Source organism: Hyphococcus sp. D3-15 (genome assembly GCF_055809375.1).
The window spans coordinates 2,135,112-2,159,605 of record NZ_CM147910.1; the positions used below are offsets into that span (position 1 = coordinate 2,135,112).

General features: G+C 58.7%; 23 protein-coding genes. 15 read left to right on the forward strand and 8 right to left on the reverse strand.

Annotated elements, in window-relative coordinates:
* Positions 1 to 5: 5 nt before the first annotated feature.
* Both AC0L8G_RS10600 and carA read right to left on the reverse strand, forming a co-directional pair.
* Entirely contained in the window at positions 6 to 488 is a 483-nt protein-coding gene (locus AC0L8G_RS10600) for a hemerythrin domain-containing protein (RefSeq protein WP_473384167.1), read from the reverse strand.
* Positions 489 to 542: 54 nt separating this feature from the next.
* Positions 543 to 1,715 (reverse strand): glutamine-hydrolyzing carbamoyl-phosphate synthase small subunit, encoded by a 1,173-nt coding sequence (carA, locus tag AC0L8G_RS10605; RefSeq protein WP_473384168.1) that lies wholly within the window; start codon positions 1,713 to 1,715, stop codon positions 543 to 545.
* 224 nt (positions 1,716 to 1,939) lie between these two features.
* On the opposite strand from carA, the gene AC0L8G_RS10610 reads away from it, so the two are divergent.
* Entirely contained in the window at positions 1,940 to 2,398 is a 459-nt protein-coding gene (locus tag AC0L8G_RS10610; protein WP_473384169.1) for a GatB/YqeY domain-containing protein, read from the forward strand.
* Here the strand turns inward: AC0L8G_RS10610 and AC0L8G_RS10615 are convergent.
* On the reverse strand, positions 2,395 to 3,276 hold the full coding sequence (locus AC0L8G_RS10615) for a LytTR family DNA-binding domain-containing protein (RefSeq protein WP_473384170.1): 882 nt from the start codon (positions 3,274 to 3,276) through the stop codon (positions 2,395 to 2,397). The genes AC0L8G_RS10610 and AC0L8G_RS10615 overlap by 4 nt on opposite strands.
* A 25-nt stretch (positions 3,277 to 3,301) precedes the next feature.
* Between AC0L8G_RS10615 and AC0L8G_RS10620 the strand changes: the two genes are divergently transcribed.
* From AC0L8G_RS10620 to AC0L8G_RS10630, 3 genes are all read left to right on the forward strand, one after another.
* On the forward strand, positions 3,302 to 4,633 hold the full coding sequence (locus AC0L8G_RS10620) for an acyltransferase family protein (protein WP_473384171.1): 1,332 nt from the start codon (positions 3,302 to 3,304) through the stop codon (positions 4,631 to 4,633).
* Between the two features lie 150 nt (positions 4,634 to 4,783).
* Positions 4,784 to 5,953, forward strand: coding sequence for an FAD-dependent oxidoreductase (locus tag AC0L8G_RS10625; RefSeq protein ID WP_473388851.1), 1,170 nt, complete (start codon positions 4,784 to 4,786; stop codon positions 5,951 to 5,953).
* 26 nt (positions 5,954 to 5,979) lie between these two features.
* A complete protein-coding gene (locus AC0L8G_RS10630; RefSeq protein ID WP_473384172.1) occupies positions 5,980 to 7,113 on the forward strand; it encodes a serine hydrolase domain-containing protein in 1,134 nt (377 codons plus the stop codon).
* A gap of 6 nt (positions 7,114 to 7,119) precedes the next feature.
* On the opposite strand, the gene typA is transcribed toward AC0L8G_RS10630, so the two are convergent.
* Positions 7,120 to 8,991: a translational GTPase TypA gene (typA, locus tag AC0L8G_RS10635; protein WP_473384173.1), complete on the reverse strand. Its 1,872-nt coding sequence runs from the start codon at positions 8,989 to 8,991 to the stop codon at positions 7,120 to 7,122.
* A 151-nt stretch (positions 8,992 to 9,142) separates the two neighbouring features.
* Here typA and dnaG point away from each other — a divergent pair, with 151 nt between their 5' ends.
* Together dnaG and rpoD are read left to right on the forward strand one after the other, a co-directional pair.
* Positions 9,143 to 11,230, forward strand: a complete 2,088-nt coding sequence (dnaG, locus tag AC0L8G_RS10640) for a DNA primase (RefSeq protein ID WP_473384174.1) — start codon at positions 9,143 to 9,145, stop codon at positions 11,228 to 11,230.
* Positions 11,134 to 13,131: an RNA polymerase sigma factor RpoD gene (gene rpoD / locus AC0L8G_RS10645; RefSeq protein ID WP_473384175.1), complete on the forward strand. Its 1,998-nt coding sequence runs from the start codon at positions 11,134 to 11,136 to the stop codon at positions 13,129 to 13,131. The genes dnaG and rpoD overlap by 97 nt, the downstream gene beginning before the upstream one ends.
* 61 nt (positions 13,132 to 13,192) lie before the next feature.
* Here rpoD and AC0L8G_RS10650 read toward each other — a convergent pair whose 3' ends face one another.
* The gene (locus tag AC0L8G_RS10650) at positions 13,193 to 14,527 is read right to left on the reverse strand and encodes a hypothetical protein (RefSeq protein ID WP_473384176.1); all 1,335 of its coding nucleotides are present in this window, start codon (positions 14,525 to 14,527) and stop codon (positions 13,193 to 13,195) included.
* Between the two features lie 314 nt (positions 14,528 to 14,841).
* Here AC0L8G_RS10650 and AC0L8G_RS10655 point away from each other — a divergent pair, with 314 nt between their 5' ends.
* From AC0L8G_RS10655 to AC0L8G_RS10680, 6 genes are all read left to right on the forward strand, one after another.
* On the forward strand, positions 14,842 to 16,242 hold the full coding sequence (locus AC0L8G_RS10655; RefSeq protein ID WP_473384177.1) for a serine hydrolase domain-containing protein: 1,401 nt from the start codon (positions 14,842 to 14,844) through the stop codon (positions 16,240 to 16,242).
* 116 nt (positions 16,243 to 16,358) lie between these two features.
* The gene (locus AC0L8G_RS10660) at positions 16,359 to 16,904 is read left to right on the forward strand and encodes a DUF3617 domain-containing protein (RefSeq protein WP_473384178.1); all 546 of its coding nucleotides are present in this window, start codon (positions 16,359 to 16,361) and stop codon (positions 16,902 to 16,904) included.
* 70 nt (positions 16,905 to 16,974) lie between these two features.
* Positions 16,975 to 17,217 (forward strand): aspartate decarboxylase, encoded by a 243-nt coding sequence (locus tag AC0L8G_RS10665; protein WP_473384179.1) that lies wholly within the window; start codon positions 16,975 to 16,977, stop codon positions 17,215 to 17,217.
* Positions 17,218 to 17,380: 163 nt separating this feature from the next.
* Positions 17,381 to 17,677, forward strand: coding sequence for a hypothetical protein (locus tag AC0L8G_RS10670; RefSeq protein WP_473384180.1), 297 nt, complete (start codon positions 17,381 to 17,383; stop codon positions 17,675 to 17,677).
* A gap of 6 nt (positions 17,678 to 17,683) precedes the next feature.
* Entirely contained in the window at positions 17,684 to 19,078 is a 1,395-nt protein-coding gene (locus AC0L8G_RS10675) for a hypothetical protein (RefSeq protein ID WP_473384181.1), read from the forward strand.
* Positions 19,075 to 19,821 (forward strand): PepSY domain-containing protein, encoded by a 747-nt coding sequence (locus AC0L8G_RS10680; RefSeq protein ID WP_473384182.1) that lies wholly within the window; start codon positions 19,075 to 19,077, stop codon positions 19,819 to 19,821. Before AC0L8G_RS10675 ends, AC0L8G_RS10680 begins: the two co-directional genes overlap by 4 nt.
* Positions 19,822 to 19,848: 27 nt before the next feature.
* Here the strand turns inward: AC0L8G_RS10680 and AC0L8G_RS10685 are convergent, their stop codons facing one another.
* On the reverse strand, positions 19,849 to 20,202 hold the full coding sequence (locus AC0L8G_RS10685) for a hypothetical protein (RefSeq protein WP_473384183.1): 354 nt from the start codon (positions 20,200 to 20,202) through the stop codon (positions 19,849 to 19,851).
* A gap of 184 nt (positions 20,203 to 20,386) precedes the next feature.
* Entirely contained in the window at positions 20,387 to 21,499 is a 1,113-nt protein-coding gene (gene ald, locus AC0L8G_RS10690; protein WP_473384184.1) for an alanine dehydrogenase, read from the reverse strand.
* A gap of 135 nt (positions 21,500 to 21,634) precedes the next feature.
* Between ald and AC0L8G_RS10695 the strand changes: the two genes are divergently transcribed.
* The 3 genes from AC0L8G_RS10695 to lipA all read left to right on the forward strand — a co-directional run bounded on the left by AC0L8G_RS10695 (position 21,635) and on the right by lipA (position 24,005).
* The gene (locus AC0L8G_RS10695) at positions 21,635 to 22,087 is read left to right on the forward strand and encodes an Lrp/AsnC family transcriptional regulator (protein ID WP_473384185.1); all 453 of its coding nucleotides are present in this window, start codon (positions 21,635 to 21,637) and stop codon (positions 22,085 to 22,087) included.
* A gap of 168 nt (positions 22,088 to 22,255) precedes the next feature.
* Positions 22,256 to 22,981 carry a hypothetical protein gene (locus tag AC0L8G_RS10700; RefSeq protein WP_473384186.1) on the forward strand — a complete coding sequence of 242 codons (726 nt, stop codon included), beginning with the start codon at positions 22,256 to 22,258 and terminating at the stop codon, positions 22,979 to 22,981.
* A gap of 73 nt (positions 22,982 to 23,054) precedes the next feature.
* Positions 23,055 to 24,005 carry a lipoyl synthase gene (lipA, locus tag AC0L8G_RS10705; protein ID WP_473384187.1) on the forward strand — a complete coding sequence of 317 codons (951 nt, stop codon included), beginning with the start codon at positions 23,055 to 23,057 and terminating at the stop codon, positions 24,003 to 24,005.
* On the opposite strand, the gene AC0L8G_RS10710 is transcribed toward lipA, so the two are convergent.
* Positions 24,002 to 24,352, reverse strand: a complete 351-nt coding sequence (locus tag AC0L8G_RS10710) for a hypothetical protein (protein ID WP_473384188.1) — start codon at positions 24,350 to 24,352, stop codon at positions 24,002 to 24,004. The two genes, lipA and AC0L8G_RS10710, sit on opposite strands and share 4 nt — an antisense overlap.
* Positions 24,353 to 24,494: the final 142 nt, after the last annotated feature.

Below are 24,494 nucleotides of genomic sequence, written 5' to 3' on the forward strand. Positions count from 1 at the left end.
CTGCTTTACGCGGCGGATTCCAGTTCGCTTTCGTCGAGCGGCATGATGGCGGCCAGCACGACTTTTTTGCGCGCGTCAAAGCGCTTGCCCATCAGCGCAGCCTGTTCTTTCGACAGGAGCTTTTTGGCTTTCGGGAAGAAGTCGTCTTCCTCTTCATCCATGTGATGTTCGACGAGCTCTGACAGTGCGCCGAATTTGACGCCCCATTCGTCGCTATCGACCGGGAAGGTGTCGAGCTCTTCGAGCAAGCCGTTGGCGACGTGGTGTTCATTGAGCGCTTCGTATGAATCATCGCTCATTTTGGTGTCGTCGCGCAGAAAGGAATAGAACACTGCTTCCTCGACCTTGTGGTGCGCCCACATGTCGAGCTTGAATTCACCGAACAATTTTAGCCGGGTTTTTTCGGCGCGTGCGGTGGATTCCTTGATTTTTTTCATGACCTCGCGTGCGTGGTCGTGGTCTTCCTTGATACGGTCAAAAATATCCATGTTCGGTCTCCCTTGGTTCGGGGAGAGAACACGGCCACCGGCGAAGGGTTCCGTCTATGCCGCCGCTTTAACGCTCTCAAGGAAGCGCCGGAAAATATAGAAGCTGTCTTCCGGGCCGGGCGAGGCTTCCGGGTGATACTGCACTGAAAAGGCCGGGGCGTCTTTCAGCGCAATGCCGGTATTGCTGCCGTCGAAAAGCGAGACATGGGTCTCCTCCACATTGGCGGGGAGATTGTCGCTGTCGACCGTGAAGCCGTGATTCATGGAGACGATTTCGACCTTGCCGGTGGCGAGGTCTTTTACCGGATGGTTCGCGCCGTGATGGCCTTGCGCCATCTTGCGGGTCTTCGCGCCGGCGGCGAGCGCCAGCATCTGATGGCCGAGGCAAATGCCCAGCGTCGGCACTTTATGGCTGATCAATTCACGGATGACCGGAACGGAATATTCCCCGGTCGCCGCCGGATCGCCCGGACCGTTCGACAAGACAACGCCGTCAGGTTTTCTTTCCATGATGTCTTCATAGCTCGCCTTGGCGGAAACCACGGTGACGCGGCAGCCTTCGCTGGCGAGGCGGCGCAGAATGTTGCGCTTCACCCCGTAGTCGATAACCACGATATGCGGGCCGGAGCCGTCATGGGCTGTATAGCCCTTGCCCCATTCCCAGCCCTTTTCCGTATGCGGATAGCTTTGCAATGACGTGACGTCGCGGGCGAGGTCGCGTCCTTCCAGGCCTTCCCATTCCGCCGCGCGTTTGCGCAGCGCATCAATGTCGAAGCGGCCAGACGGGTGATGGGCGATGACGCCATGGGGCATGCCATGCTCGCGAATGCGGGCGGTCAGGGCGCGGGTGTCGATTCCGGCGATGCCGATTATGCCGCGCCGGCGCATCCAGGCGGAAAGATCAAGCTGCGCGCGATAGTTGGACGGGCTGGTGACGTCCGCCCGGAAGATTGCGCCGCGGGCGGCGGTCGAGGCGGCGGGGGAGGCGTTTTCCACATCCTCCGCGTTCACGCCCACATTGCCGATATGCGGGAAAGTGAAGGTGACCAACTGGGCTGCGTAGGAGGGGTCCGTCAGGATCTCCTGATAGCCGGACATTGCCGTATTGAAACAAACTTCGCCCACGGTTTCCCCGCCGGCCCCGAGGCCCTGGCCGTAAGCCGTTGTTCCATCGGCTAAAACCAGCGCGGCGGTCGGATGGTTGGCTGGTGCTTGACTAATCTTCATTGATAACTATCTCTTCGCGGCCTTGTTGCATTGCATGATTGCGCGGCGGCGCTGGCGGTTGCGGCCTTGTACGCGCGCAAATCGGCGGGAAGCTAGGCGAAGGGACCGCAAGGGTCAACAACGGATAAGTTAGAGATTATCCAAACAAAACAATCAACTATGGTGGGGCTAGTGACGGCGGCGCGGATTTTGAATCCTATTGCACGCCGGCAACGGAGAATCAGATGCTCAGAGAGCAAATCGACACTGCACTAAAAGCGGCCATGAAGGCCGGCAACGCCAAGCTGCGGGTTGCGACCTTGCGGCTGGTCAACGCCGCCATCAAGGATCGCGACATCGCTGCGCGCGGCGAGGATCGTTGCGAGGGGGCGACGGAAGAAGAAATCCTCGCCATCCTGACCAAGATGGTGAAGCAGCGCGAGGAAAGCGCAGCCGCCTTTGAAAATGGCGGCCGGCCGGAGCTTGCCGAACAGGAACGCGCCGAGATGGACGTCATCCGTGAATTCCTGCCGCGGCAATTATCCGCTGACGAGATCCAGTCCGCCGTGACTGAAGTCATCGAGGAATATGATGCTTCCGGTCTCAAGGACATGGGCAAATGCATGGGCGCGCTGAAAGAGCGTTACAACGGCTCCATGGATTTCGGTCAGGCCGGAAAGCTCATGAAAGAACGCCTCATCTAGGCGGCGCTCGGCAGGCGGTCGCGATAGCGCCGGCTGCCGGGAACGATGGTTCCGTCCTTCATTTCGATTTTAACGTCGCCTTCGCCGGTAGGCTCGGTCTTCACGATCTGGTCGGCATTGACGATCCATGACCGGTGCACGCGAATGGCCTGCGCGCCCGCGTCTGAAAGCTGGCGTTCGACGGAGGCGAGTGTGGCGCGCGCAAGATGCGGGGCGCCGCCCGCCATCACTTCCACATAATTGGACGCCGATTTCACCCAGACTATGTCAGCGGCGTTGACGAAGATCGTGCGCCCGCCGCATTTCAGCGTCAGGCGCTGGGACTTGCGCGCCTCGTCGCGAATGGCGGCGAGTTCGCGGCGCTGTTGCTGCAATTCCCGGCCAAAGGTGATCGCCACAACCACAATGCAATAGGCCAGCGCGCTTTTGCGATATTCGTAAATGAATTCGCGCGGCAGATTATCGGTGAAGATATAAGGCTCGCCGTAAAATACCGGCATCAGGATTTTTCGGGCGGCGACGAACAGACTGATATGGACCGCCGCCAGGGCCAGGCTTGCGGCAAAATGAACAGGCAGGACCTGACGCCATGGCTGCTGGCCCGGCGTCGCCAGGGTCACAACCCATCCAATGACCGGGAAAAGCGCCAGAAAGAACAGATACCCCGTGCCCTCGAAAATGATGTACTTCGCAATCGAGGCGTCCTGATCATAGCGCTGGATTTCCGTTGCCGTGGACAGGATCGTCACCACCAGCCCGGCGAGCAGGAAAGCCGCGGTCCACAGAAAGGTTGTGCGGTCGGCGGCGCGATCATCGCCGCGCGGGTCGGTCGGGATGGAAAAGCGAAAATTCATCCCGCGTACATAGGCCGAATGCACGGGGGCCGCCAAGGCGGCGTCGAATTTGCTCGAAATCCCGTCCCCACTGACCCGCCGCTTGTCCCTTGGCGACCGGTTTTCCGGCCGTTTGTCACATCGCGCCGCGGATTACGGCTTTGCGCTGGCGGTCATCGCCGCCGCCGGGCACCGATGGGAAAACGACAAGGAGATTCCCATGGCCATCGCCGACACGACCGGCGCCTTTCAGGGCGTTCACACCCGCCGCTATGATCTTGACTGGCTGCGCGTCATCGCCTTCGGCCTGCTGATTTTTTACCATGTGGGCATGTTTTATGTGAGCTGGGGCTGGCACGTAAAAAGCTTCTATGCGGGCCCTGAGGCCGAGCCGTTGATGAAAATCGTCAATCCCTGGCGTTTGGCGCTGCTGTTTTTCATTTCCGGGGTGGCGGTGCGGTTCGCCGCCGACAAGGCGGCCTCGCCCTTGGCCTTTGCGCGCTCGCGCGCATACCGGCTTGGATTGCCGATCCTGATGGGGGTCTTCATCTGGGTCGCGCCCCAGAGCTATTTCGAGCTCCGTCAGGCCGGCGCGATTGAGCCGGGCTATCTCGCCTTTTGGGGCGATTATCTGAAGTTCGAACAGCTCTTCCCGATGATCACGCCGACCTGGAACCACCTTTGGTATGTGGTCTATCTCTTTGTTTATATCCTGTTGCTGGCGCCGTTTCTGCCATTGCTGAAAAAACTGGCTGAGGGACCAGGCGCCAGGTTTCTAAGCGCGATCGCAGGCGGGCCGGTGCGGCTTCTGTTTGTCATCATCATTCCATTTGTGATTTACGAGCTGACTTTGTCGCAACGATTTCCGACCACCCATGATCTGTTCAATGACTGGGGCAATCACGCGCACCGCGTGACGATCTTCATGCTCGGATATTGCGCTGCGAAACATCAGGGCTTTTGGGACGCAGTGCATCGTGCGCTGCCGCTTGCTGTGATGCTGGTCATTGCTTTGTGCATTTCCGGCTGGTGGTTCGAAGCAAACAAGGCGGCGCTTTCAACATCCGCACTGGCGGAGGCGCCCGGCATTGAAGTTGTGATCACAACGCTCGACATATTGTATGCATGGAGCTGTATCGTGTTGTTGTTGGGCCTGGCGCAGCGATATCTCAATAAGCCGTCGAAAGCATTGAGCTATCTGACTGGCGGCGTATTTTGTTATTACATTCTGCATCAGACTATCACCATCATCGCTGGCTATTACTTTACGCAATGGCGGCTTGGGGCGGGCCTGGAGTTCACCCTTGTTGCGAGCATCACCGTGTTCGGCTGTTTCCTGGGCTATGAAATCATTCGACATGTTGCTGTATTGCGCCCCTGGTTTGGGGTCAGACGCAGATAAATTGTGTAAGCCCGGCATTTAAGACCTGTGCGACCAGTTGGGCCATAGACGAGCGCCGCGAAATAGATTTCTGTACGTCCCTTAGTTTTAAGGGCGGCGGCCATCTCAACAACAATAAAAATCGCGATTGCCGGTGCAGGCATTGCCGGTCTGGCGACGGCCGGATTTCTCGCGCGCGCGGGATACAGCGTCGCCGTTTATGACAAAGCGCTGAAGCCGTCGCCTGTCGGGTCGGGGCTGATTGTGCAGCCTACCGGACAGGCGGCGCTGGCGGCGCTGGGCCTCAGTGCTCAATTAATTCAACGAGGCGCGCGATTGGATCGCCTTGATGGCCGTATACAGGGCGGCAAGCGGAAAGTGCTTGATGTGCGCTATAATGCGCTCGGGCCTGATGTCTTCGGCGTCGCCATCCATCGCGCCGCTTTATTCGACATGCTGCATCGTTTTGCGGTGGAGGCTGGCGCGAACCTTCACTATGGACGCGAAATCATCGGGGCGGAGTCTGTCGCCGGGTCGATGAAGTTGGGCTTTGCCGGCGGCGGCAATGCCGGGCCCTTCCACCTTGTCATTGACGCGCTTGGCGTGCGCTCGCCCTTTATTGAACGTTCTGCAAGTTTTCTGAACTACGGCGCCTTGTGGGCGAATACGCCTTTCCCAACGTCAGGCGGGTTTTCTGAAAATGTATTGAACCAGCGCTATAGTGGCGCTGCAATATCCGCCGGCGTTATGCCAATTGGCGCGCTGCATCAGGATGGCCCGCCGCAAGCGGCGTTTTTCTGGACCTTGCGCGCGGATCATTATGAGGCCTGGCGTATGACGCCGCTCGATCGCTGGAAGGACAAAGTGTTGGCGCTCTGGCCGGAAGCGGCGCCGGTGCTTAAGCATTTCACCGATCACGAACAATTTGTTTTTGCTCACTACGCTCACCACACTGCGCCGACGCCTGTCACGGGACGGATCGTGCATATTGGAGACGCCTGGCATGCGGCGAGCCCGCAATTAGGGCAGGGGGCGAATATGGCGCTGCTCGATGCATGGGCGTTGTCCGCCGCGTTGACGAGCAATGAAAGCGTCGATGATGCGCTGGCCGCCTTTTTGAAACTCCGCAGCGCGCATGTTCGGCTTTATCAGACAGTCAGCTGGCTCTTTACGCCAGTATTTCAGTCGGATTTGAAACTGATCCCGGCGTTGCGCGATCGCATCGCTGAGCCTTTATCGGCATTCTGGTTTATGCCGCGCATGCTGTCGTCTATGGTGGCGGGAACGCTTGGCGGGCCATTGAAAAAACTTGCAGAGGCAACTGCGCCGCGCGAAGGGTGACCGATCTATTCAAAAGGAGAGCATCCATGCGATTGATTGCGCTGGCGGGACTAGTCGCTTTGCTTGCCGGATGTTCGCAAAATGCGGCGTCGACCAAAACGGATGGGTTCGCCATTGACGATCATGTGCAAACGCTCATGCAGCGTGAGGATGTCAAAGGTCTCGCGCTCGCGCTGATTGAGGATGGCGAAGTCACGCATGTCGCCGCCTATGGGATGCGCAATGTCGAAAAATCCCTGCCGCTGGAAACCGACACGATCATGTATGGCGCTTCGCTCACGAAAACGGCGGTCGCCTATATGACGCTCCAGCTTGTGGATGAAGGGGTGTTTGATCTCGACCGGCCGCTCGCTTCCTATCTGCCAAAGCCGCTCGAAGACTATGAAGATTATACGGACCTGGCGGCCGATGAGCGGCGCAACCGGCTCACTGCGCGACATGTGCTTACGCATTCTTCGGGTTTTGCAAATTTCCGCTGGCTCGAGGACGATCAGAAACTGCGGTTCCATTTCGAGCCGGGCGTGCGTTACGCCTATTCCGGCGAAGGGTTCTATCTCCTGCAACTCGCTATTGAGGACGGGCTCGGGCTCGATCTGAAGCAGGAAATGCAAACCCGGATTTATGACCGTTTCGGCATGACCAATACGAGCATGCAATGGCGCGAAGATTTTGCGGATAATCTTGCTGACGGCTATGGCGTCGATGGCGGATTTGAGCCCCATGATGAACGCAGCGGCGTCAGCGCCGCCGGCTCCATGGATACGACGATTGCAGATCAGGCGAGAATGTGGGCGGGCATGGTGCGCGGCGAGGGGCTGTCGCCGTCCTCGCGCGCTGAGATGGTGCGGGGGCGACTGCCGATCACCACCGCAAAACAATTCCCCACGCTTTGGGATACATCGGATGCGCGCGGCGAAGAGTTCTCGCTTTCAGCGGGGCTCGGCCTCGTCACCTATAAAGGCGCGCATGGTCCCGCATGGTTCAAAGGCGGCCATAATCCGTGGACGGGAAATTTTGTCGTCTGTCAGGAAGCGACGAAACGCTGTCTTGTTTTGCTAGCGAACAGCGTCCGCGCGGAACTCATTTATTCCGAACTGGCTCGCGAACTGATGGATGATGACGCGATCCCGTTCTGGTGGGAATATGAGCATGTGGAATAGGCGGCGTTACGCGTTTTCTTTCGCGCGTTTTTTGCGCAAATGCGGCTTCAGCGCGATTTTCCGCAAGCGAATTGATTTCGGCGTCACCTCGACCAGTTCGTCATCGTCGATATAGGCGATGGCCTGTTCAAGCGACATGCGCCGCGGCGTGGTGAGCTTCACCGCCTCGTCCTTGCCGGAGGCGCGCATATTGGTCAGCTGTTTGGCTTTCAGCGGATTGACGTCGAGATCGTTCGGCTTGGCGTTTTCGCCGACAATCATGCCTTCATAAACCGCTTCACCCGGCGAGATGAACATGACGCCGCGCTCTTCAAGGTTCCAGATCGCAAAAGGAACGGCTGTGCCGTCGCCATTCGAAATCAGCACGCCATTGCGGCGGCCTTCAATCGCGCCCTTATGCGGGGCGTGCTCAAGATAGGAGCGGTTCATCACGCCCGTGCCGCGCGTATCGGTGAGGAATTCGCCGTGATAGCCGATCAGCGCCCGTGACGGGACATGCATGATCAGGCGAGTCTTGCCGGCGCCCGCCGGTTTCATCTCGACCAGATCGGCTTTTTTCTGCGACAGCTTTTCGATGACGACGCCGGAATAATCATCATCCACATCGATCACGACTTCTTCGATGGGTTCCAGCGATTCCCCGTTCTCGCCGGTGCGGATCACGACGCGCGGACGCGACACGGCGAGTTCAAACCCTTCGCGGCGCATATTCTCGATCAGGACGCCGAGCTGAAGCTCGCCGCGGCCCGCCACTTCAAAGGCGTCCTTGCTTTCCGTCTCGGTGACGGAGATCGCTACATCGCCTTCGGCCTGACGCATCAACCGCTCGCGGATGACGCGCGACTGCACCTTGTCGCCTTCGCGGCCGGCCAGCGGTGAATCATTCGGGGCCAGCGTCACCGACAGGGTCGGCGGATCGATCGGCTGCGACGGCAGAGGTTCGCTGGCGCTAAGGTCGCATAGCGTGTCGGAAACTGATGCTTTGGAGAAACCGGCGAGGGCGATGATGTCCCCCGGAAAGGCTTCATCGACCGGCTGGCGCTTCAGGCCGCGGAAAGCGAGCACTTTGGTGACGCGCGCCTGCTCAACGGTTTTGCCGTCGCGCGACAGCGCTTTCATGGTGACGCTTGGTTTGGCGACGCCGGAAATCACCCGGCCCGTCAGAATGCGGCCGAGATAGGGGTCGGCCTCCAATGTTGTCGCCAGCATGCGGAAGGGGGCGGTTGCGCCGCCATCTGCGATTTCCGGCGCGGGCACATGCTCGATAACGGTTTCAAACAGCGGCGTCAGATTTTCGCGCGGCCCGTCAATCGTCTTGTCCGCCCAGCCATCGCGGCCCGCCGCATAGAGCACCGGGAAGTCTAGCTGTTCGTCATTGGCGCCCAGCGCTGCGAAAAGATCGAACGCCGCATCAAGGGCGGCGTCGGGATCGGCGCTCGGACGGTCCACCTTGTTGATGACCAGGATCGGGCGCAGGCCCAGCGCCAGCGCCTTGGACAGCACGAATTTGGTCTGCGGCATCGGTCCTTCGGCCGCATCGATCAACAGGAGGCAGCCATCGACCATGGAGAGGATGCGCTCGACCTCGCCGCCGAAATCGGCGTGGCCCGGCGTATCGACAATGTTCAGGCGCACCGGCTCGTCGAGCTTTGTGCCGCCCTCGTGATCGCCCTCCCAAAGCACGCTGGTGCATTTGGCGAGGATGGTGATCCCGCGCTCACGCTCAATGTCGTTTGAGTCCATGGCGCGCTCGGCCATGTCTGACCCCTCGCGGATGGCGCCGGACTGGCGCAGCATCTCATCGACGAGCGTGGTTTTGCCATGATCGACGTGTGCGATGATGGCGATATTGCGGAGCGGTGTTGTGCGTTGCGTCATAGGGCGCGGACCTGCGCGGTTTTCGCGGCTTTGGCAAGGGGTGATTTGGGGAAAAGACGTTAACTGTAGCGCTATGCGCTAAGCGGGGGAGCTACTATATCTCGGGATCGCCCTCAATGGGCAAAGTAGAATCCCGATAGAATAAGAGCCCATGGCCCGTTTCACCCCTGAATTCCTTGATGAGCTGAAGGCGCGCCTGCGCCCGTCCGACGTCATCGGAAAATATGTGAAACTTAAGAAACAGGGAAACGCCTGGTGGGGCTTGTCGCCTTTCAAGCCCGAAAAGACCCCGTCTTTCACTGTCGATGACCGGCGCGGGTCTTATCACTGCTTTTCGACCCAGAACCATGGCGACATCATCACCTTCCTGATCGAGACCCAGGGCCTTTCCTTTCCCGAAGCGGTGGAGCGGCTGGCGGCCGATGCGGGGCTCGCCTTGCCGACCGAAAGTCCGGCGGAAGCGGCGCGGGCGGAAAAGGCGCAAGGGCTCGCGGAAGCGTGCGGCGCGGCGGCGAAATTCTATCAGGCGATGCTGCACCGGGCCGATGGCCGCGACGCCATGGCCTATCTGCGCGGGCGCGAGGTGACGGATGCGCAACTTGAAGCCTTCGCGATTGGTTTTGCGCCGGCGGGCCGTCACGCCCTGAAAGACTATCTCCTGAATAAGGGGTTCACGGACGACGTGCTGATTGAGGCCGGTCTGGTGATCAAGCCGGAAGATGGCGGCGCCAGCTATGACCGGTTCCGCAATCGCATCATGTTTCCGATCACCGGCACGCGCGACCGGGTGATCGCCTTCGGGGGGCGGGCGCTCGACCCGAATGCCCGGGCGAAATATTTGAACTCCCCGGAAACGCCGCTCTTTCACAAAGGCTCGGTGCTGTACAATGTCACCAGCGCTCGTGCATCCGCCGCAGAAGACAAAAAGCCTCTGATCGTCTGCGAAGGCTATATGGACGTCATTGCGCTTTGGGGCGCAGGCATCAAGCGTGCGGTGGCGCCGCTCGGCACGGCGCTTACTGAAGACCAGCTTGCGTTGCTCTGGCGCTCTTCCGACGAGCCGGTCCTGTGTTTCGATGGCGATAGCGCCGGCGTTAACGCCGCCCACCGGTCAATCGACCGGGCGCTGGCCATGCTGAAACCGGGCAAGTCGCTGAACTTCGCGTTCCTGCCTGAAGGTCAGGACCCGGATGACCTGCTGCGCGACAAGGGCGCCGGCGCCATGAATGAAGTGCTCGAAGCGGCTCGCCCGCTGGTCGATGTGCTGTGGACCCGCGAGATTTCGGTGCGCGATCTCGATACGCCCGAACGGCGCGCGGCCTTGCGCGCCCATTTGCGCGATCTGGTCAAAGGCATCGCCGACAAGGATGTGCGCGGGGCCTATGGCGAGGAGCTGTCCCGGCGTCTGGACGCGCAATTCCGCCCGCCCGAGCGTTCACATTCTTATGGGCGCGATGGCGGGGGCCAGTCCGGCGGCAACCCGTTTCGCGGCGGCGGCCGGGAGTTCGGCAAGGGCCGGGGCCAGAATCAGCGCGGGCAGGGCTTTCGCTTCGCCGCGCCGGCGCGGCCGACGCCGGGCCTCAAAGGGCCGTCCAACTGGGTCCGGGAGGCGAGTCTGGTGCTCGCGGCGATTATCCACCCGGAACTGGTGGAACGGCGGGAGGCGGCGTTTTTCGACCTGGATTTGGGTGATCCGGGGCTCAAGACCTTGCTCGGAGAGGTATTGTCGGCGATTTCCACAGACCCGGCCCTTGACAGCGCAGGGTTGAAAAGCCATCTGAGCCAGACCGGCGCGGCAGGCATATTGGAGCGGGTGACGTCAGATCCCCAGCTCGTGAAACACAGCTTCCTCCGCCCCGACACTGAGATTGCCGAGGTTGAGCTAGGGTTTGAGAACGCCCTGGCCCACCATTTGTTTGAATCTACCCTCAAGCAAGAGGTGGCTCGTTCGGCGTCGCAGATATTCACGGACGGCGATGATGCATGGAAGGCCGCAGCGGCGGCGCGTGAGGAACTGATCAATTCGAGCAAGCCGAGCGAGGACCAGGGGGATGAGGGCGACTCCCCCAAGAAGTTCTCGGATGCGCTCGAGCGGATGAAACTGACCGTTGAGAAAAATTCGGTCGATAAGGATTTTGCGATATGGCGAAAAAAGCGGCGGCGACGAAAGAAACCGAAGCGGCGGAACCGAGCGACGGTCCGATTCTTGATCTTAGCGATGCGGACGTCAAGAAGCTGATCAAGACCGCAAAGTCGCGCGGCTATGTGACCTATGACGAGCTGAACAAGGTTCTGCCGTCCGAAGAGGTCTCTTCCGAACAGATCGAAGACATCATGTCCCAGCTTTCCGAGATGGGCATCAATGTCGTCGAGCATGAAGAAGACGATGATGATGACGGCGCCGACGCCGCCAATGACGATGACGGCGAAACCGCCGCACCGTCAAAATCCAAAGCCGTCGCCGTCAAAGACGAAAAGAAGGGCGGCCAGGTCGTTACGACGAACACCGGCGCCTCCGCAGACCGCACGGACGATCCGGTGCGCATGTATCTGCGCGAAATGGGCACCGTCGAGCTTCTGTCTCGCGAAGGCGAAATCGCCATCGCCAAGCGCATCGAGGCCGGCCGCGAGACCATGATCAAAGCGTTGTGCGAAAGCTCGCTGACCTTTGAAGCCATCACCGTATGGCGCGACGAACTTCAGGAAGGCCGCGTCCTGCTGCGCGACATTATCGACCTCGACGCCACCTATGGCGGCGGGCCGGAAGCGCGCCCCGACATGACCCAGCCGGAAGTCGCCGAGCGGGTGAACCGCGAAGAAGCGGAAAAGGCCGAAAACGCCGAAGATGACGAAGATGATTTCGACGAGGGCGCGCTGTCGCTGTCGGCGATGGAAGCGGAATTGCGCGATGGCGTGATGCTCACCTTCGACCAGATCTCCGACGACTATAAAAAGCTTCGCCGTCTGCAAGACATCATGATTGAGGAGCACCTGAAAGGTGAAGACCTCACCTCGTCGCAGTCGCGCCGCTTCAAGAAACTGCAAAAGGATATTGTCGAGCGCGTGCGCTCCGTCCGCCTCAACAACCAGCGGATCGAAGCGCTGGTCGAACAGCTTTACGACATTAACCGCCGCCTGATGGCGCTGGAAGGCAAGCTGGTGCGTCTGGCGGATTCCTATGGCGTCAATCGTCAGGAATTCCTGTCCGACTATATCGGCGCCGAGCTTGACCCGGAATGGTTTGAGCGCGTCTCCGCCAAGACCGGCAAGGGCTGGCAGAATTTCGTCAAGAAGGGCGAAAATCAGGTCCTGACCATTCGCGATGAAATTGGCGAACTGGCGACCGAAACCGGTCTTACGGTTCAGGATTTCCGCCGCATCGTCTCCATGGTGCAAAAAGGCGAGCGCGAAGCGCGCATCGCCAAAAAGGAAATGGTCGAAGCGAACCTGCGTCTCGTCATTTCCATCGCCAAGAAATACACCAATCGCGGCCTGCAATTCCTCGACCTCATTCAGGAAGGCAATATCGGCCTGATGAAGGCGGTGGATAAGTTCGAATATCGCCGCGGCTATAAATTCTCGACCTATGCGACCTGGTGGATTCGTCAGGCGATCACCCGCTCGATCGCTGATCAGGCGCGCACCATCCGTATTCCGGTGCATATGATCGAAACGATCAACAAGATCGTCCGCACCAGCCGTCAGATGCTGCATGAGATCGGCCGCGAGCCGACCCCGGAAGAGCTGGCGGAAAAGCTTTCCATGCCGCTCGAAAAAGTCCGCAAGGTGATGAAAATCGCCAAGGAGCCAATTTCCCTCGAAACGCCGATTGGCGACGAGGAGGATTCACATCTCGGCGACTTCATCGAGGACAAGAACACGATCCTGCCGATCGATGCAGCGATCCAGTCGAACCTGCGCGAAACCACGACGCGGGTGCTCGCTTCGCTCACCCCGCGTGAAGAACGCGTGCTGCGCATGCGCTTCGGAATCGGCATGAACACCGACCACACGCTCGAAGAGGTCGGTCAGCAATTCTCGGTGACCCGCGAACGCATCCGCCAAATCGAGGCGAAGGCGCTCCGCAAGCTCAAACATCCGTCAAGGTCGCGCAAGCTGCGGAGCTTCCTCGACAACTAATCAAAAAAGCCCCGGCATTGTCCGGGGCTTTTTAAGTTAAAGAGCGCCTCGTGGGGAGGAGCTATTTAAAGGTGGCCGGCAGCGCGATGCTTGAGGTCGCCTTCGAATTTTTCATGTCTGCCTGAGCTTGTTCCATGGATACATTGTGTTCGGTCGCATAAATTTTTGCGATGTCTGCGGCGACGCCCGGTTTCTTGGCGGACACAGCATATTTGTAAATTGACGCGAACGCGGCTTGGGAAATCTCTCCGTACTCCGGCCGCATGTAATTGACTGTCATCACCGCGTCATCCGCCATTATCGCGGCCGTCATGGCGATGAGCAGAGTTTTCGGATCTTTGCTGCGTTTGTCGCGCATCGCCGTGCTCATGTGCAAATGCGCTTTATTGTAATTCTTTTCTTTGAAGGCTTGTGTGGCAACCACAAGGTGAAAGACTTCAAGGTCCGCGTTTGACGGCGCGTATTCGATTAGAGTTTCGGCGTCTGCTGCAGCGACCTTAGTTTCCTTTAAACTCATAAGGGCGCGGATGCGAAGGTTCAGTGCGGTTGGATAGGCGACTTTTGAGTTTACGGTGTTTTCTTCGATGGCCTTATCGACGAGTTGAACTGCCTCTAAATACTTTTCTTCACGAAACGCTAACGCCGCTGGTGTCAATGCATCGATTTCAGCGCTGCTTAGTTTTGGCATGTCGCACTGCTGACCTGAGCAGTTTTTGTAACCCCACAAACTTGCAAGCGCTCGACCCTCAACCTCATTTTGATCGACAATGGTGAAGCGATCACCTTCCGGACAACTGGCCGAAGCTCTCAACTTGTCCCAAACGTCTCTGCCGGCGTCAAACGAGATAACCGACGCTGTTTGCGCCAGTTCGAGTGAAGCGGTGCGAACGCCTGCCCCCACAAGCGCCTGATCGGCATTTTCTAGATCCTTTGAGGCGGCGGCGGTCAGTCGGCCATTGGCCGTCTTCAAATAGTAGCTTTTTCCCGGCTCAAACGTCAGGACAGATGCGCCTAAGGCATTACAATTGTATTTTTTAAGCGTTCCAAGTTTCTTGGCGCTTGAGGCGTAGTATGATGAATCAATGGTTCCCACGACTGCATATTCGCCTGGCGGAATGCGCTCTGCGATATAATTGCGCGCGAAGCTTTGCGAAGCGCCAGTCACTTTCAGACGGTCGCCTGTCGATGAGAGCACGATCTTCTGGCTGTTAAATCGGCCCTTTTCTAGATCGACGCCGCGCAACAGGACTTCTAGAGAGCCAAAGTCATTGCGCTCGGCGACAATAAGAGCATCTCGGCTGTTGCTTTGCGATAAACTCGCCGGATCCGCATAGGTTGAACAAGCAGAGAGAAATAATGCGGCGCCAAGGACGGTGAGAACACTGGGGAATGGCACGACTAATCCTGTAACTAGAGTAAAGTGAAGTCTTGATTTGGTATAATTTTAGCGAATTAAAGTTTATTGAATGCGGCATAGGTAAATGTTTTCATTGTTATCGCTAATGATTGTGCTTCGTCATCGAAGCCACCGGAACCGGCGGTTGCGGCCAGAGGAAAACGCGGCGTCCCTTTCAAGGCCAAATCACCCGTCAAGAGGCCGCGTTTGTAAAGGACCCAAACTAAAGACCGCGCCGCCGCCGGTTTGGGCGGTCCGTCGATCTGTGCTAGGCCATGCGAAAAAATGGCGGGGGCAGATTAATGCGGGCGTTTTTGTCTTTTTTCATTTTGAGCTTTGCGACGGCGCTGCACGCGAGCGCGCCTGCTGACTCCATCGATGAATTTATCGCCGCCGAAATACCGGCCTCCGGAACATCGGGTCTCGCTTATGCGGTGGTCGACGACGGTGACATTTCTTCAGGCGCACGGGGAGAAATGTTGGTCGGCAGCGGCAGGATGATCACGCCGGATACGCCGTTCGTGATTGGCTCAATATCCAAAAGCTTTACGGCGATGGCCGTGATGCAACTGGCGGAGGCCGGCAAGGTCGATCTGGATGCCGGGATTTCGCAATATCTGGACATGTTCTCAGACCGTCCCTCCGGCGCAATCACAATCCGGCAATTGCTCAGTCATACAAGCGGCTATTCGACCCTGCAGGGGAACGATACGGCCGCTGACCGGGCGCAGGGCGCAGATGCGTTGCTTCGCCAGGTCACCCGCATTGCGCAATGGGCGCCCGCTTATGAGCCCGGCGCCAAATGGGACTATTCAAACGCAAACTACCATATTCTCGGCGCCCTCATCGAGCTTGTCAGCGGTCAGGACTATGCGAGCTATATCCAGACACAAATCCTCGATCCGATTGGCATGGCGCACAGCTTCGTCGCTGACGGCGAAAGCCATGACAATATCGCAAGAGGACATCTGCCCTGGTTTGGCGCGAAGCGCCCTGTAAAAGAGGGCAGGACGGATCGCATGTCCGCTCCGACAGGCGGCGTCATCGCGAGCGCCAGCGATTTGGCGCGATATCTCGCGATCATGATGAATGGCGAGGACGACATCATCAGCGCCCGGAGCAAGGCGGAGATGATGCGCCCCGCCAGCGCTGCATCACCGTTTTACGGTTTCGGCTGGGGCGTCGACGCCAGGAATGGAACTGTTTCCCACACAGGCCTTACACCCGGAATAGAAACGCTCGCCATCATGGTCCCGGAGGAGCGAAAGGGTGTCGTCGTCCTCGTCAATTCGGGAAGCGGCATGGGGTTTGGCGAAAACGCCGCGCTGTTCAATGGCGTCAGCGCCAGAGCCCTCGGTCTGGATGAGGCCAGTGATCAAGGCCAATGGAGCCGCAAGGGATTGTTTGCCTCTTTTGTGCTGGCGCCGCTTCTGTTCGTCGCCGGCGTGATCCAGGCAGTGCTTGGTCGCAATGGATTGCGCGCCAAATCCGGCCTGTCCGGCGCGTTCAGCCTGTGGTTCCCGCTCGTCATGACGATCGCGCTGGCCTGGGCCGCGATATACCTCATCCCGCATCTCTTTGGCGTATCGATGGGGACCTTGAACCGGTACTCGCCTGATCTCGCCTTGACGCTGATCGCAACCGCCGCCACCGGTGTAATGTGGGCGGTGTTGCGGCTGGGCGTGTTCTATAGTGGCAAGTCAGTCTCAACTTGAGTGCTGAGCCGCTCTCGGAACCGGCATTGTCCGGGGCATTTTCCTCCGAACGTAAACGACTCTTTACCAAAGCTTGTTAGCTAAGACCCTGAATGCGCTTGCGGAGGGAGAAGGCCATGCAGAGTAAGTTTCAAGTTTGCCGCCATATCGTAAAAGCAGGAGCCGTGTCTCTGCTTGCCGCCGCATGCGTGGAGCAAACGGACCCGGCGAGTGAAACGCCAGTCGATCCGTCGGCGGGTCTTTACGAAATCACTCTGTCCGGGGCGGGGCTTTTAAAGCATGTGGATACAAACAAAGCGCCGGATGCTTTTTGCCTGACCGAAGCGCAGCGCGCATCTTTTCCGCATGTGCTGGCGGAAAACTATTACAAGCTGTCGCCGCTTTGTACGATCAATCACGCCCAGCGCGAAGGCAACGCCATCGCCGGTGAAATCTCCTGCATGGCGGACCCGAAAATGGCGACAGGCGCCAATCGCTTTATCTATGCCGGGGCAGTCGGCGCGGACCGCGCCAAAGTGGAAGTCCGGATGAAGCTGGATGCCCAGATAAAACCCGGCGCCGGCGGGCAGGAAGTCAGCGACGCCCAATTGAAGCTCGCCATGAAGGCCATGGAGCGCATGAAATTCGTGATCGAGGCGAAGCGCACCGGCGATTGCCGATAGGTGAAAACGGGGTGCGAATCCGCCATCGAATCGCTCAATAAAGGGCCCTCAGTAAAAGGACCCTATCCCCATGAGCGCGCCCGTTGTCGGATCTAAAACCAACCCGTCGAAATTCGATTGTTATGACGACCTCGCAGATGACGAGCCCTATTTCGTCATCCGCGCCGACGACCCGTTGTCCGACGCGCTGATCGAGCTGCATGCCTATATCGGTGCGGGCCAGTCCGGCGCCGCCCATAACAAGCTCGCAGAGATCATGGCGCTCACCGCCGAGCGTCCGCCACGGCCCTCGGATCTCGCCAAAATATCGTGAAACCTTCGCCATCTCCCAGTCGATGGAGACTTGGCGGCGCGAGCACCGCAAGCGCTGATATCGCGGCGGCGCGCTCTGCGGTCCGGCCTTGCGCGCAAGCGCGCATTCGCTAAGGTCTGACGCGAAAGAAACACCGCCCCGCAGGGAAAACAGGAGACGAAACATGGCGATTGACGGCAAGTGGAACATCACGATCAAAACCCCGATGGGCGATCAGAACGCAACCTTGACGCTGAAGCAGGAAGGCGACGCGCTGACCGGTGAAATGTCCGGCGCTGCGGGCTCCTCGGCGATCGAAAACGGCAAGGTCGATGGCGAAAAACTGAGCTGGCATGCAAAGGTGACGTCGCCGATGCCGATTACGCTGGAATTTGAAGGTCTGACTGAAGGCGATGTGATCTCGGGCAATGTGAAGCTCGGCGCGTTTGGCACTTCGACCTTTTCCGGCAACGCCGCCTAACCTTCGATGAACCGGTTCGCCGCCGCTCTGATCGCCATCATTGGCGCAGGCGCCGCACTCGCGGCATGCGGCGGCGACCAGTCTCCTCCCGAGGAGCAAAACCAGCTTTCGGCGAGCCCAGTTGATCTAAGCGATCCGCCGCCGCCGGACAGCTATGTCGCCCAGCAAGAGCAAGCGGCGAGTCTGAACGCCATCGGCGAAAGCTTCGTCAAACTATCGCTTGCGCTTGGCCAGCATGATTTCGCTTTTGTCGACGCCTATCACGGCCCGGAAGAATGGGCGGACATGGCGGTGCAAGACCAGCGCCCTCTCGACCTGCTTGAGGAGGATGCGCAAGGCCTGCTGATCTCCGTCGCCCGTGCAAATCGCATGGAAAGCTCTGAGCGCGGGGCGATGCTGGAAAAGCTGATCCGCGCCGCTCTGACCCGCATTCAAATGGCGCAGGGCAAGACCTTCACTTTCGATGAAGAAACCCGGCTGCTCTATGACGCGGTCGCGCCGCAATATGACTTGTCGGAGTTCGATACGGCGCTTGCGCAAGTTGATGCGCTTCTCCCCGGAGAAGGCGCGCTCTCCGAAAGGGTCGAGGCGTTCCGCAATTCGCTCGCGATCCCAGCGAATAAATTGCGCCCTGTATTTGACGCCGCCATTGCTGAATGCCGCAAGCGAACGCGCGCCCATTACGCGCTGCCGGCGGATGAACGCTTTCGCCTTGAATTCGTGACCGACAAGCCATGGAGCGGTTACAACTGGTATCAGGGCGACTATGAAAGCCTGATACAGGTCAACACCGATTTCCCGATCATCATCGACCGCGCCGTCGATCTTGGCTGTCATGAAGGCTATCCCGGTCATCACACATGGAACGTCTTTCTTGAGCGGGATCTTTTGGGCGGACAGGGATGGGTCGAATATTCCGTATTCCCCCTATTTGCGCCATTGGCGGTGATCGCGGAAGGGTCCGGCAATTACGGCATTGAACTGGCCTTTCCAGGCGACGAGAAAATCGCTTTTGAGCGCGATGTCCTGTTTCCGCTCGCGGGGCTTGATCCGGCCAAGGCCGAAACCCTCGAAAAGCTGAACGTGCTGCGTCAGAAGCTCTCCCATGCGGATAATTATGTGGCGCGCGAATATCTCGACGGCCGCATCAGCCGTGAAGCAGCGATCGGCCTGATCCAGAAATACAAACTCGATTCACGGGAACGTTCGGAGCAGCGCGTGCGGTTCATCGAAACCTATCGTGGGTATGTCCTGAATTACAATCTGGGCCGCGATCTCGTGGCCGCCTATGTAGAGGGCCAGGCCACTGGCGAGAATGAACGCTGGCAGGCTTTCGAAACGCTGCTGACGACGCCGCTGTCGGCTTCAGATATTGCTGCGCCGGGAGCAAGCGCTGAATGACGATGAAAGCGCTGGTGCAGCGTATCCATTTGTGGGCGGGGTTGATCCTCGGGATTCAGGTGCTGCTCTGGATGGCGAGCGGCGTCGTCATGAGCGTCTTTCCGATTGAATTGGTTCGCGGCGAGACGACGGCCTATTCTGCGCCGAAGACCGCGCTCGATGCGCAAACCTATGCATCGCCCGGCGGGATTATTGCGCAGGCGGAGGGCGCCACCTCGGTCGAGCTGCGCCGGTTTCTCGGGCGCCCGGTCTATGTGACCAGCGGACCCGGCGCCGCGGCTGCGATCTTTGATGCGGGGACCGGCGAAAAGCTGACGCCGCTATCCGAAAACGATGTTCGAAAAATCGCCAGGCAAGATTATGTGGGCGAAGGCGAAATCGCCCGCGCGGCGCTGGTTTCATTTCCGCCACGGGAATATCGCGGCGAGACGCCAATCTGGCGCGTTGATTTTGACGACAAGCGGCACACGCGGCTTTACATTTCACCCTCTAGCGGAGAGGTGCGCGCGCGTCGCAACGACATTTGGCGGCTCTATGATTTTTTCTGGATGCTGCACATTATGGATTACGAAGATCGTGAAGACTTCAACAATCCGCTTGTCATCACTGCGGCGGTGACGGGGCTGATCTTCGCGCTATCGGGCATGGTCATCGTCATCTTGCGCCTGATGCACGGGCGCTATGGCAATGATCTGTCTCTCCTGGCGGGAAGAAAACCGCGCAAGACGACAAAGCGCCCCTAGCGCCGATCCGGATTAAAAAATAAGAGATTAAAACGCGAAATAGATCGGCTCAGGGCTGGCCAGTCCCTGCTTCTCGTTTTTCTCTTCAGCGGCGCCTTCTGCATCCGCGACTTTGGTCTCGGACTCTTCCGGGCATTCGCCATTGGCGGTTTCAGGATCTGCGGCAGAAGTCGTCGTGATGGCGATTTCCTCTTCCGTGATGAAACGGTTGAGGATTGTATTGAGGGCTGAGCGCGCGTCCTGACGAGCGGCGCCGCTGTCGGCGAACATGCTGGCCGATGACGGTTTGATCGGCAGCGGTCCGGCGCTGGCTTGCGCCGCGCCCAAAGCGCCGCAGAACGTGCTAATCGCAACACTGCATGGCAATAACATCTTGCGCATAGAAATACCCTCTCTCCGTGGGGGAATATGGCCCTGATCCACTATTTCCGGCAAGTATTTTCAGCACAGAGAGAAGTCTTATCGCCTTACGATAAGGTAATAATCCTGTGAGGAAGGCTGGAGACAAGAAAAAGGCCCTATCCGGCGGTGCGAATAGGGCCTGAAGCTTGGCGATGCGCGCTCTTTACTTCAGCGCGTCTTGGGCCGGCACGTAATCCACGCCCAGCGCCTCAGCGACGGCGGCATAGGTGACCTTTCCCTTGTGGATGTTCAGGCCGTCCTGCAGATGCGGGTTCGCTTTCAGCGCCTCCAGGCCTTTATTGGCGAGTTGCAGGCCGAACCCCAGCGTTGCGTTGTTGAGTGCATGGGAAGAGGTGAGGGGCACCGCGCCCGGCATGTTCGCAACGCAATAATGGATGATGTCATCCACAACATAAGTCGGATCGGCATGGGTGGTGGCGTGCGAGGTTTCGAAACAGCCTCCCTGATCGATCGCCACATCCACAAGCACCGCGCCTTCTTTCATGCCTTTCAGCATGTCGCGGGTGACTAGTTTCGGCGCGCTCGCGCCGGGGATCAGCACCGCGCCGACAACCACATCAGCGCTGTCGGTTTCTTCATCCAGCGCTTCATAGGTGGAGTAACGGGTTTTCGCCCGGCCTTCGAAAAGCTCATCTAGCTCTGCAAGGCGGCGATTAGACCGATCGAGGATTGTCACATCCGCGCCAAGGCCGACAGCCATGCGTGCTGCATGCACGCCGACAACGCCGCCGCCGATCACCAGCACTTTCGCCGGCAACACGCCGGGCACGCCGCCCATCAACAGGCCGCGTCCGCCTTGATGGGCCGTCAGATTATAGGCGGCGGCTTGAATTGAAAGTCGCCCCGCAACCTCGCTCATCGGCGCCAATAGCGGCAAGCCGCCAAAAGAGTCAGTCACTGTTTCATACGCGACCGCAGTAACGCCCGACTCCATCAGTCCGCGCGCTTGTTTCGCGTCCGGCGCCAGATGAAGATAGGTGTACAGAATTTGTCCTTCGCGAAGCTGCGTCCATTCCGTGGGCTGCGGCTCTTTCACCTTCACGATCATGTCGGACTTGGCGAAGACGGTTTTCGCGTCAGGGGCGATCTTGGCGCCCGCAGCGACATAATCGGCGTCGCTGGCCTTGATGCCGGCGCCGGCATTGGTTTCCACCAATACCTCATGGCCGTTTTGCACATATTCGCGCACGCTGCCGGGGACGAGGCCGACGCGATATTCGTGATTCTTGATTTCCTTTGGAACGCCAACCAGCATGAATACCCTCCTGAGGCTAAGTTGGACGTATCATATTCTGATTTTGGAGTATTTTCTTGATATTTTACGGCATATAGTGAATTGGGAAGAATATAGTTCGATAAATTGCCGCTTGAAAGATATGGGATTCGCGATTTGGACCGTTTCGATACAGCAATCCTGAAAGTCCTTCAGGCGGACGCTCAGACGCCTTTTACCGAGCTGGGGGAAAAGGTCGGCCTGTCGCCCTCTGCCTGTCACAAGCGCGTCAAGGAGCTCTGGCGCACGGGAGTCATCACGCAGCAGGTTGTGCTGGTCGATGAGCCGGCGGCCGGACTTGAAACCTCTGTCTTCGTTCAGGCGACGCTGAAGAACCAGCAACAAGCGACGCTTGCGGCATTTGAAAAAGCGTTGACCCTGCACCCGGAAATCATGGAGTGCTATTTGATGGCGGGGCTCTCGGATTATCTGCTGCGCATTCTGTGCCGCGACGGTGCGGATTATGAGCGCATTCACACGGAAATCCTGACGCGCCTGCCGGGCGTCGACCGGGTGATTACAAATTTCGCGATCCGCAAGGTTTTGCGCCGCACGGCGGTGCCGCTTTAAGGCGAAACGGCGCCCAATTGTGGCGAGAATGCGGCGCGCATTAACCACCGGGCTCCTTGCCCGGCCTAGCCCCGGACAATGAATTTCAATTTGGCGTTAAGCTTTTAAACTCACGGAAAATTTTAGGCGCCAAGGTTTCCTCGAAACGATTTTTGAAAAGAGGAAGACATGCTGACAACTGCGCGTGTGGAAATTCCGGCTCCGGTTGTCGTGCGCCTGAAAAGCGCCGCCGACTACTCGGACAATGTCAATGATTACGCCCGTGAAGATTTGATCGGGTTCAAGCGGCCGCTGGCGGCGACATTTGCGTTGATGCTGCCTTTGACGCTTGCATTCTCTTACCAGGCGGGCGGGCCGATGATGGTCGTGCAGCTTGGGCTTTCGATCATCTTGATGGTTGCTTTCGGCATCTATGTTATCGGCCGTCAGGAATGGCCGAACATCGTGGCGGAGTTTCAAGAAAGCGTGATGGCCAAGCGCAAGGCGATCGCCGATCTGCGATGCGGCTTTGGCGAGGCGTCATTCCTCAGCAATGGCCGGGCGCCGAAATTCTACGAACACGCCAATGGCGTTTTGGCCTTGGCCGACGCCGGCGATATGAAGACATTGTTCTTTGACATTTCCAAAGACGGGACCGATCCGCGCTGGGCGCTTTATGAGAGCGGCGAAATCCAGCGCCGGGTCTGGCGCTGGCTGCGCCTGCCTGTTTCGCGGGAAGTGGTGAAATTCTCGACCGAGGGTGGCAGGCTCGCGCGAGTCGACAAGGCCCAGGTGATCCCGTCCATAGAGGCGTGGGAAGCGATCAACGTTTCCCTCGGCGAGCCGATGGACGGCGCGATCATTCACCGTCCTTTCGATGAAATCACCGACGATATTAACCGCTTGATGTTCTAGGGAATTCTCGCTTGCCCGCTGGTGGCGGGCGAGCCCCTTACAAAAGCCGGCAGCCGCTGCTACATGGGCGGACATGACCACGCTCATCGACACGCTCAACGGCAAGCCGCGGCACCCCGAAAAACAGAAGCGGGAAGACAGCCCCGTTTTGCGCAAGCCTGAATGGATCCGCGTTAAAGCGCCGGTGTCGAAAGGCTATTCCCAGACGCGCGACATCGTTCGTTCCAAAAACCTGACGACCGTTTGCGAAGAGGCGGCTTGCCCGAATATTGGCGAGTGCTGGGACAAGAAGCACGCGACCATGATGATCATGGGAGACACCTGCACCCGGGCCTGCGCATTCTGCAATGTGAAGACCGGCATGCCGGCGGCGCTGGATCCTGATGAGCCAAAAAATGTCGGATTGGCCGTCGCGGAGATGGGTCTTAAGCACGTCGTCATCACATCCGTGGATCGCGATGATCTTGAAGATGGCGGCGCTGATCATTTTGCAAAGGTTGTGCGCGCCATACGCGCCGCTGCACCGGGCACGACCATCGAAATCCTGACGCCGGACTTTTTGCGCAAAGCAAATGCGGCGGAGATCGTGATCGATTCAGGGCCGGACGTGTTCAACCACAATCTTGAAACCGTGCCGCGCCTTTATCTTTCGATCCGCCCGGGCGCGCGGTATTTTCATTCCATGCGCCTCCTTGAAAAAGTCAAAGAGCGCGACCCGAATATGTTCACCAAATCGGGGATCATGGTCGGGCTGGGGGAAACCCGCGAGGAAGTCATGCAGGTCATGGATGACATGCGGTCCGCCGGCGTCGACTTCATCACCATCGGGCAATATCTTCAGCCGACGCGCAAACATGCGCCCATAGATCGCTACGTGCATCCCGATGAATTCAAGTCCTATGAAACGCTGGCGCGGGCCAAGGGCTTTTTGATGGTGTCTTCATCGCCCCTGACGCGCTCCTCGCATCATGCGGGCGAAGATTTCGCCCGGCTTCAGGCGGCGCGCGCCGCCAAAAACGGCTAACAGGCCGGGCAAGGACTACGACAGCGGGCTTTCAAAAGGTTCCGCGCGTCGCCGCAAACCGCCAGCACATCCTGATCCTCGATGTCATCGCCATTTTGCTGATCGTTCTTTTGTTTGGTCCGGACCGATTGGTCGACTTCCGTCACCACATTGACGGAGGTGTCGCGGCTCGCCGCTGCGGTGGCGGATGCAATCAGGCGCGCCTGGTTTTCGATGCGGCGCAATTCTTTGGCAAGGTCTGAAAAGTCCCGTTCAGCGTCCTTGCGATCGCTCGCCGCCATATAGCATTTGGCTTCGCGATAGCCGTGGGTTTCAAGGCAATGGGTGTGGGTTTTACAGCGCTGCACCACCGTATTGTATGAGGCGTTGATTTCCGCCCTGAACGCATCGAGGGCGCCGCCGGCGCATCGGGAAAGCCGTGCCGCTCAATGATGGTCTCGATTGCGGCGAGGTAGTTCTGGCGGCCCGGCTTATATTGCGCTTCGCAGG

Coding starts and splice junctions, on each gene's coding strand:
- AC0L8G_RS10600 (WP_473384167.1), bottom strand. CDS start 488: ATGGATATTTTTGACCGTATCAAGGAAGACCACGACCACGCACGCGAG.
- carA (WP_473384168.1), bottom strand. CDS start 1,715: ATGAAGATTAGTCAAGCACCAGCCAACCATCCGACCGCCGCGCTGGTT.
- AC0L8G_RS10610 (WP_473384169.1), top strand. CDS start 1,940: ATGCTCAGAGAGCAAATCGACACTGCACTAAAAGCGGCCATGAAGGCC.
- AC0L8G_RS10630 (WP_473384172.1), top strand. CDS start 5,980: ATGCGATTGATTGCGCTGGCGGGACTAGTCGCTTTGCTTGCCGGATGT.
- typA (WP_473384173.1), bottom strand. CDS start 8,991: ATGACGCAACGCACAACACCGCTCCGCAATATCGCCATCATCGCACAC.
- dnaG (WP_473384174.1), top strand. CDS start 9,143: ATGGCCCGTTTCACCCCTGAATTCCTTGATGAGCTGAAGGCGCGCCTG.
- rpoD (WP_473384175.1), top strand. CDS start 11,134: ATGGCGAAAAAAGCGGCGGCGACGAAAGAAACCGAAGCGGCGGAACCG.
- AC0L8G_RS10660 (WP_473384178.1), top strand. CDS start 16,359: ATGCAGAGTAAGTTTCAAGTTTGCCGCCATATCGTAAAAGCAGGAGCC.
- AC0L8G_RS10665 (WP_473384179.1), top strand. CDS start 16,975: ATGAGCGCGCCCGTTGTCGGATCTAAAACCAACCCGTCGAAATTCGAT.
- AC0L8G_RS10670 (WP_473384180.1), top strand. CDS start 17,381: ATGGCGATTGACGGCAAGTGGAACATCACGATCAAAACCCCGATGGGC.
- AC0L8G_RS10675 (WP_473384181.1), top strand. CDS start 17,684: ATGAACCGGTTCGCCGCCGCTCTGATCGCCATCATTGGCGCAGGCGCC.
- AC0L8G_RS10680 (WP_473384182.1), top strand. CDS start 19,075: ATGACGATGAAAGCGCTGGTGCAGCGTATCCATTTGTGGGCGGGGTTG.
- AC0L8G_RS10685 (WP_473384183.1), bottom strand. CDS start 20,202: ATGCGCAAGATGTTATTGCCATGCAGTGTTGCGATTAGCACGTTCTGC.
- ald (WP_473384184.1), bottom strand. CDS start 21,499: ATGCTGGTTGGCGTTCCAAAGGAAATCAAGAATCACGAATATCGCGTC.
- AC0L8G_RS10700 (WP_473384186.1), top strand. CDS start 22,256: ATGCTGACAACTGCGCGTGTGGAAATTCCGGCTCCGGTTGTCGTGCGC.
- lipA (WP_473384187.1), top strand. CDS start 23,055: ATGACCACGCTCATCGACACGCTCAACGGCAAGCCGCGGCACCCCGAA.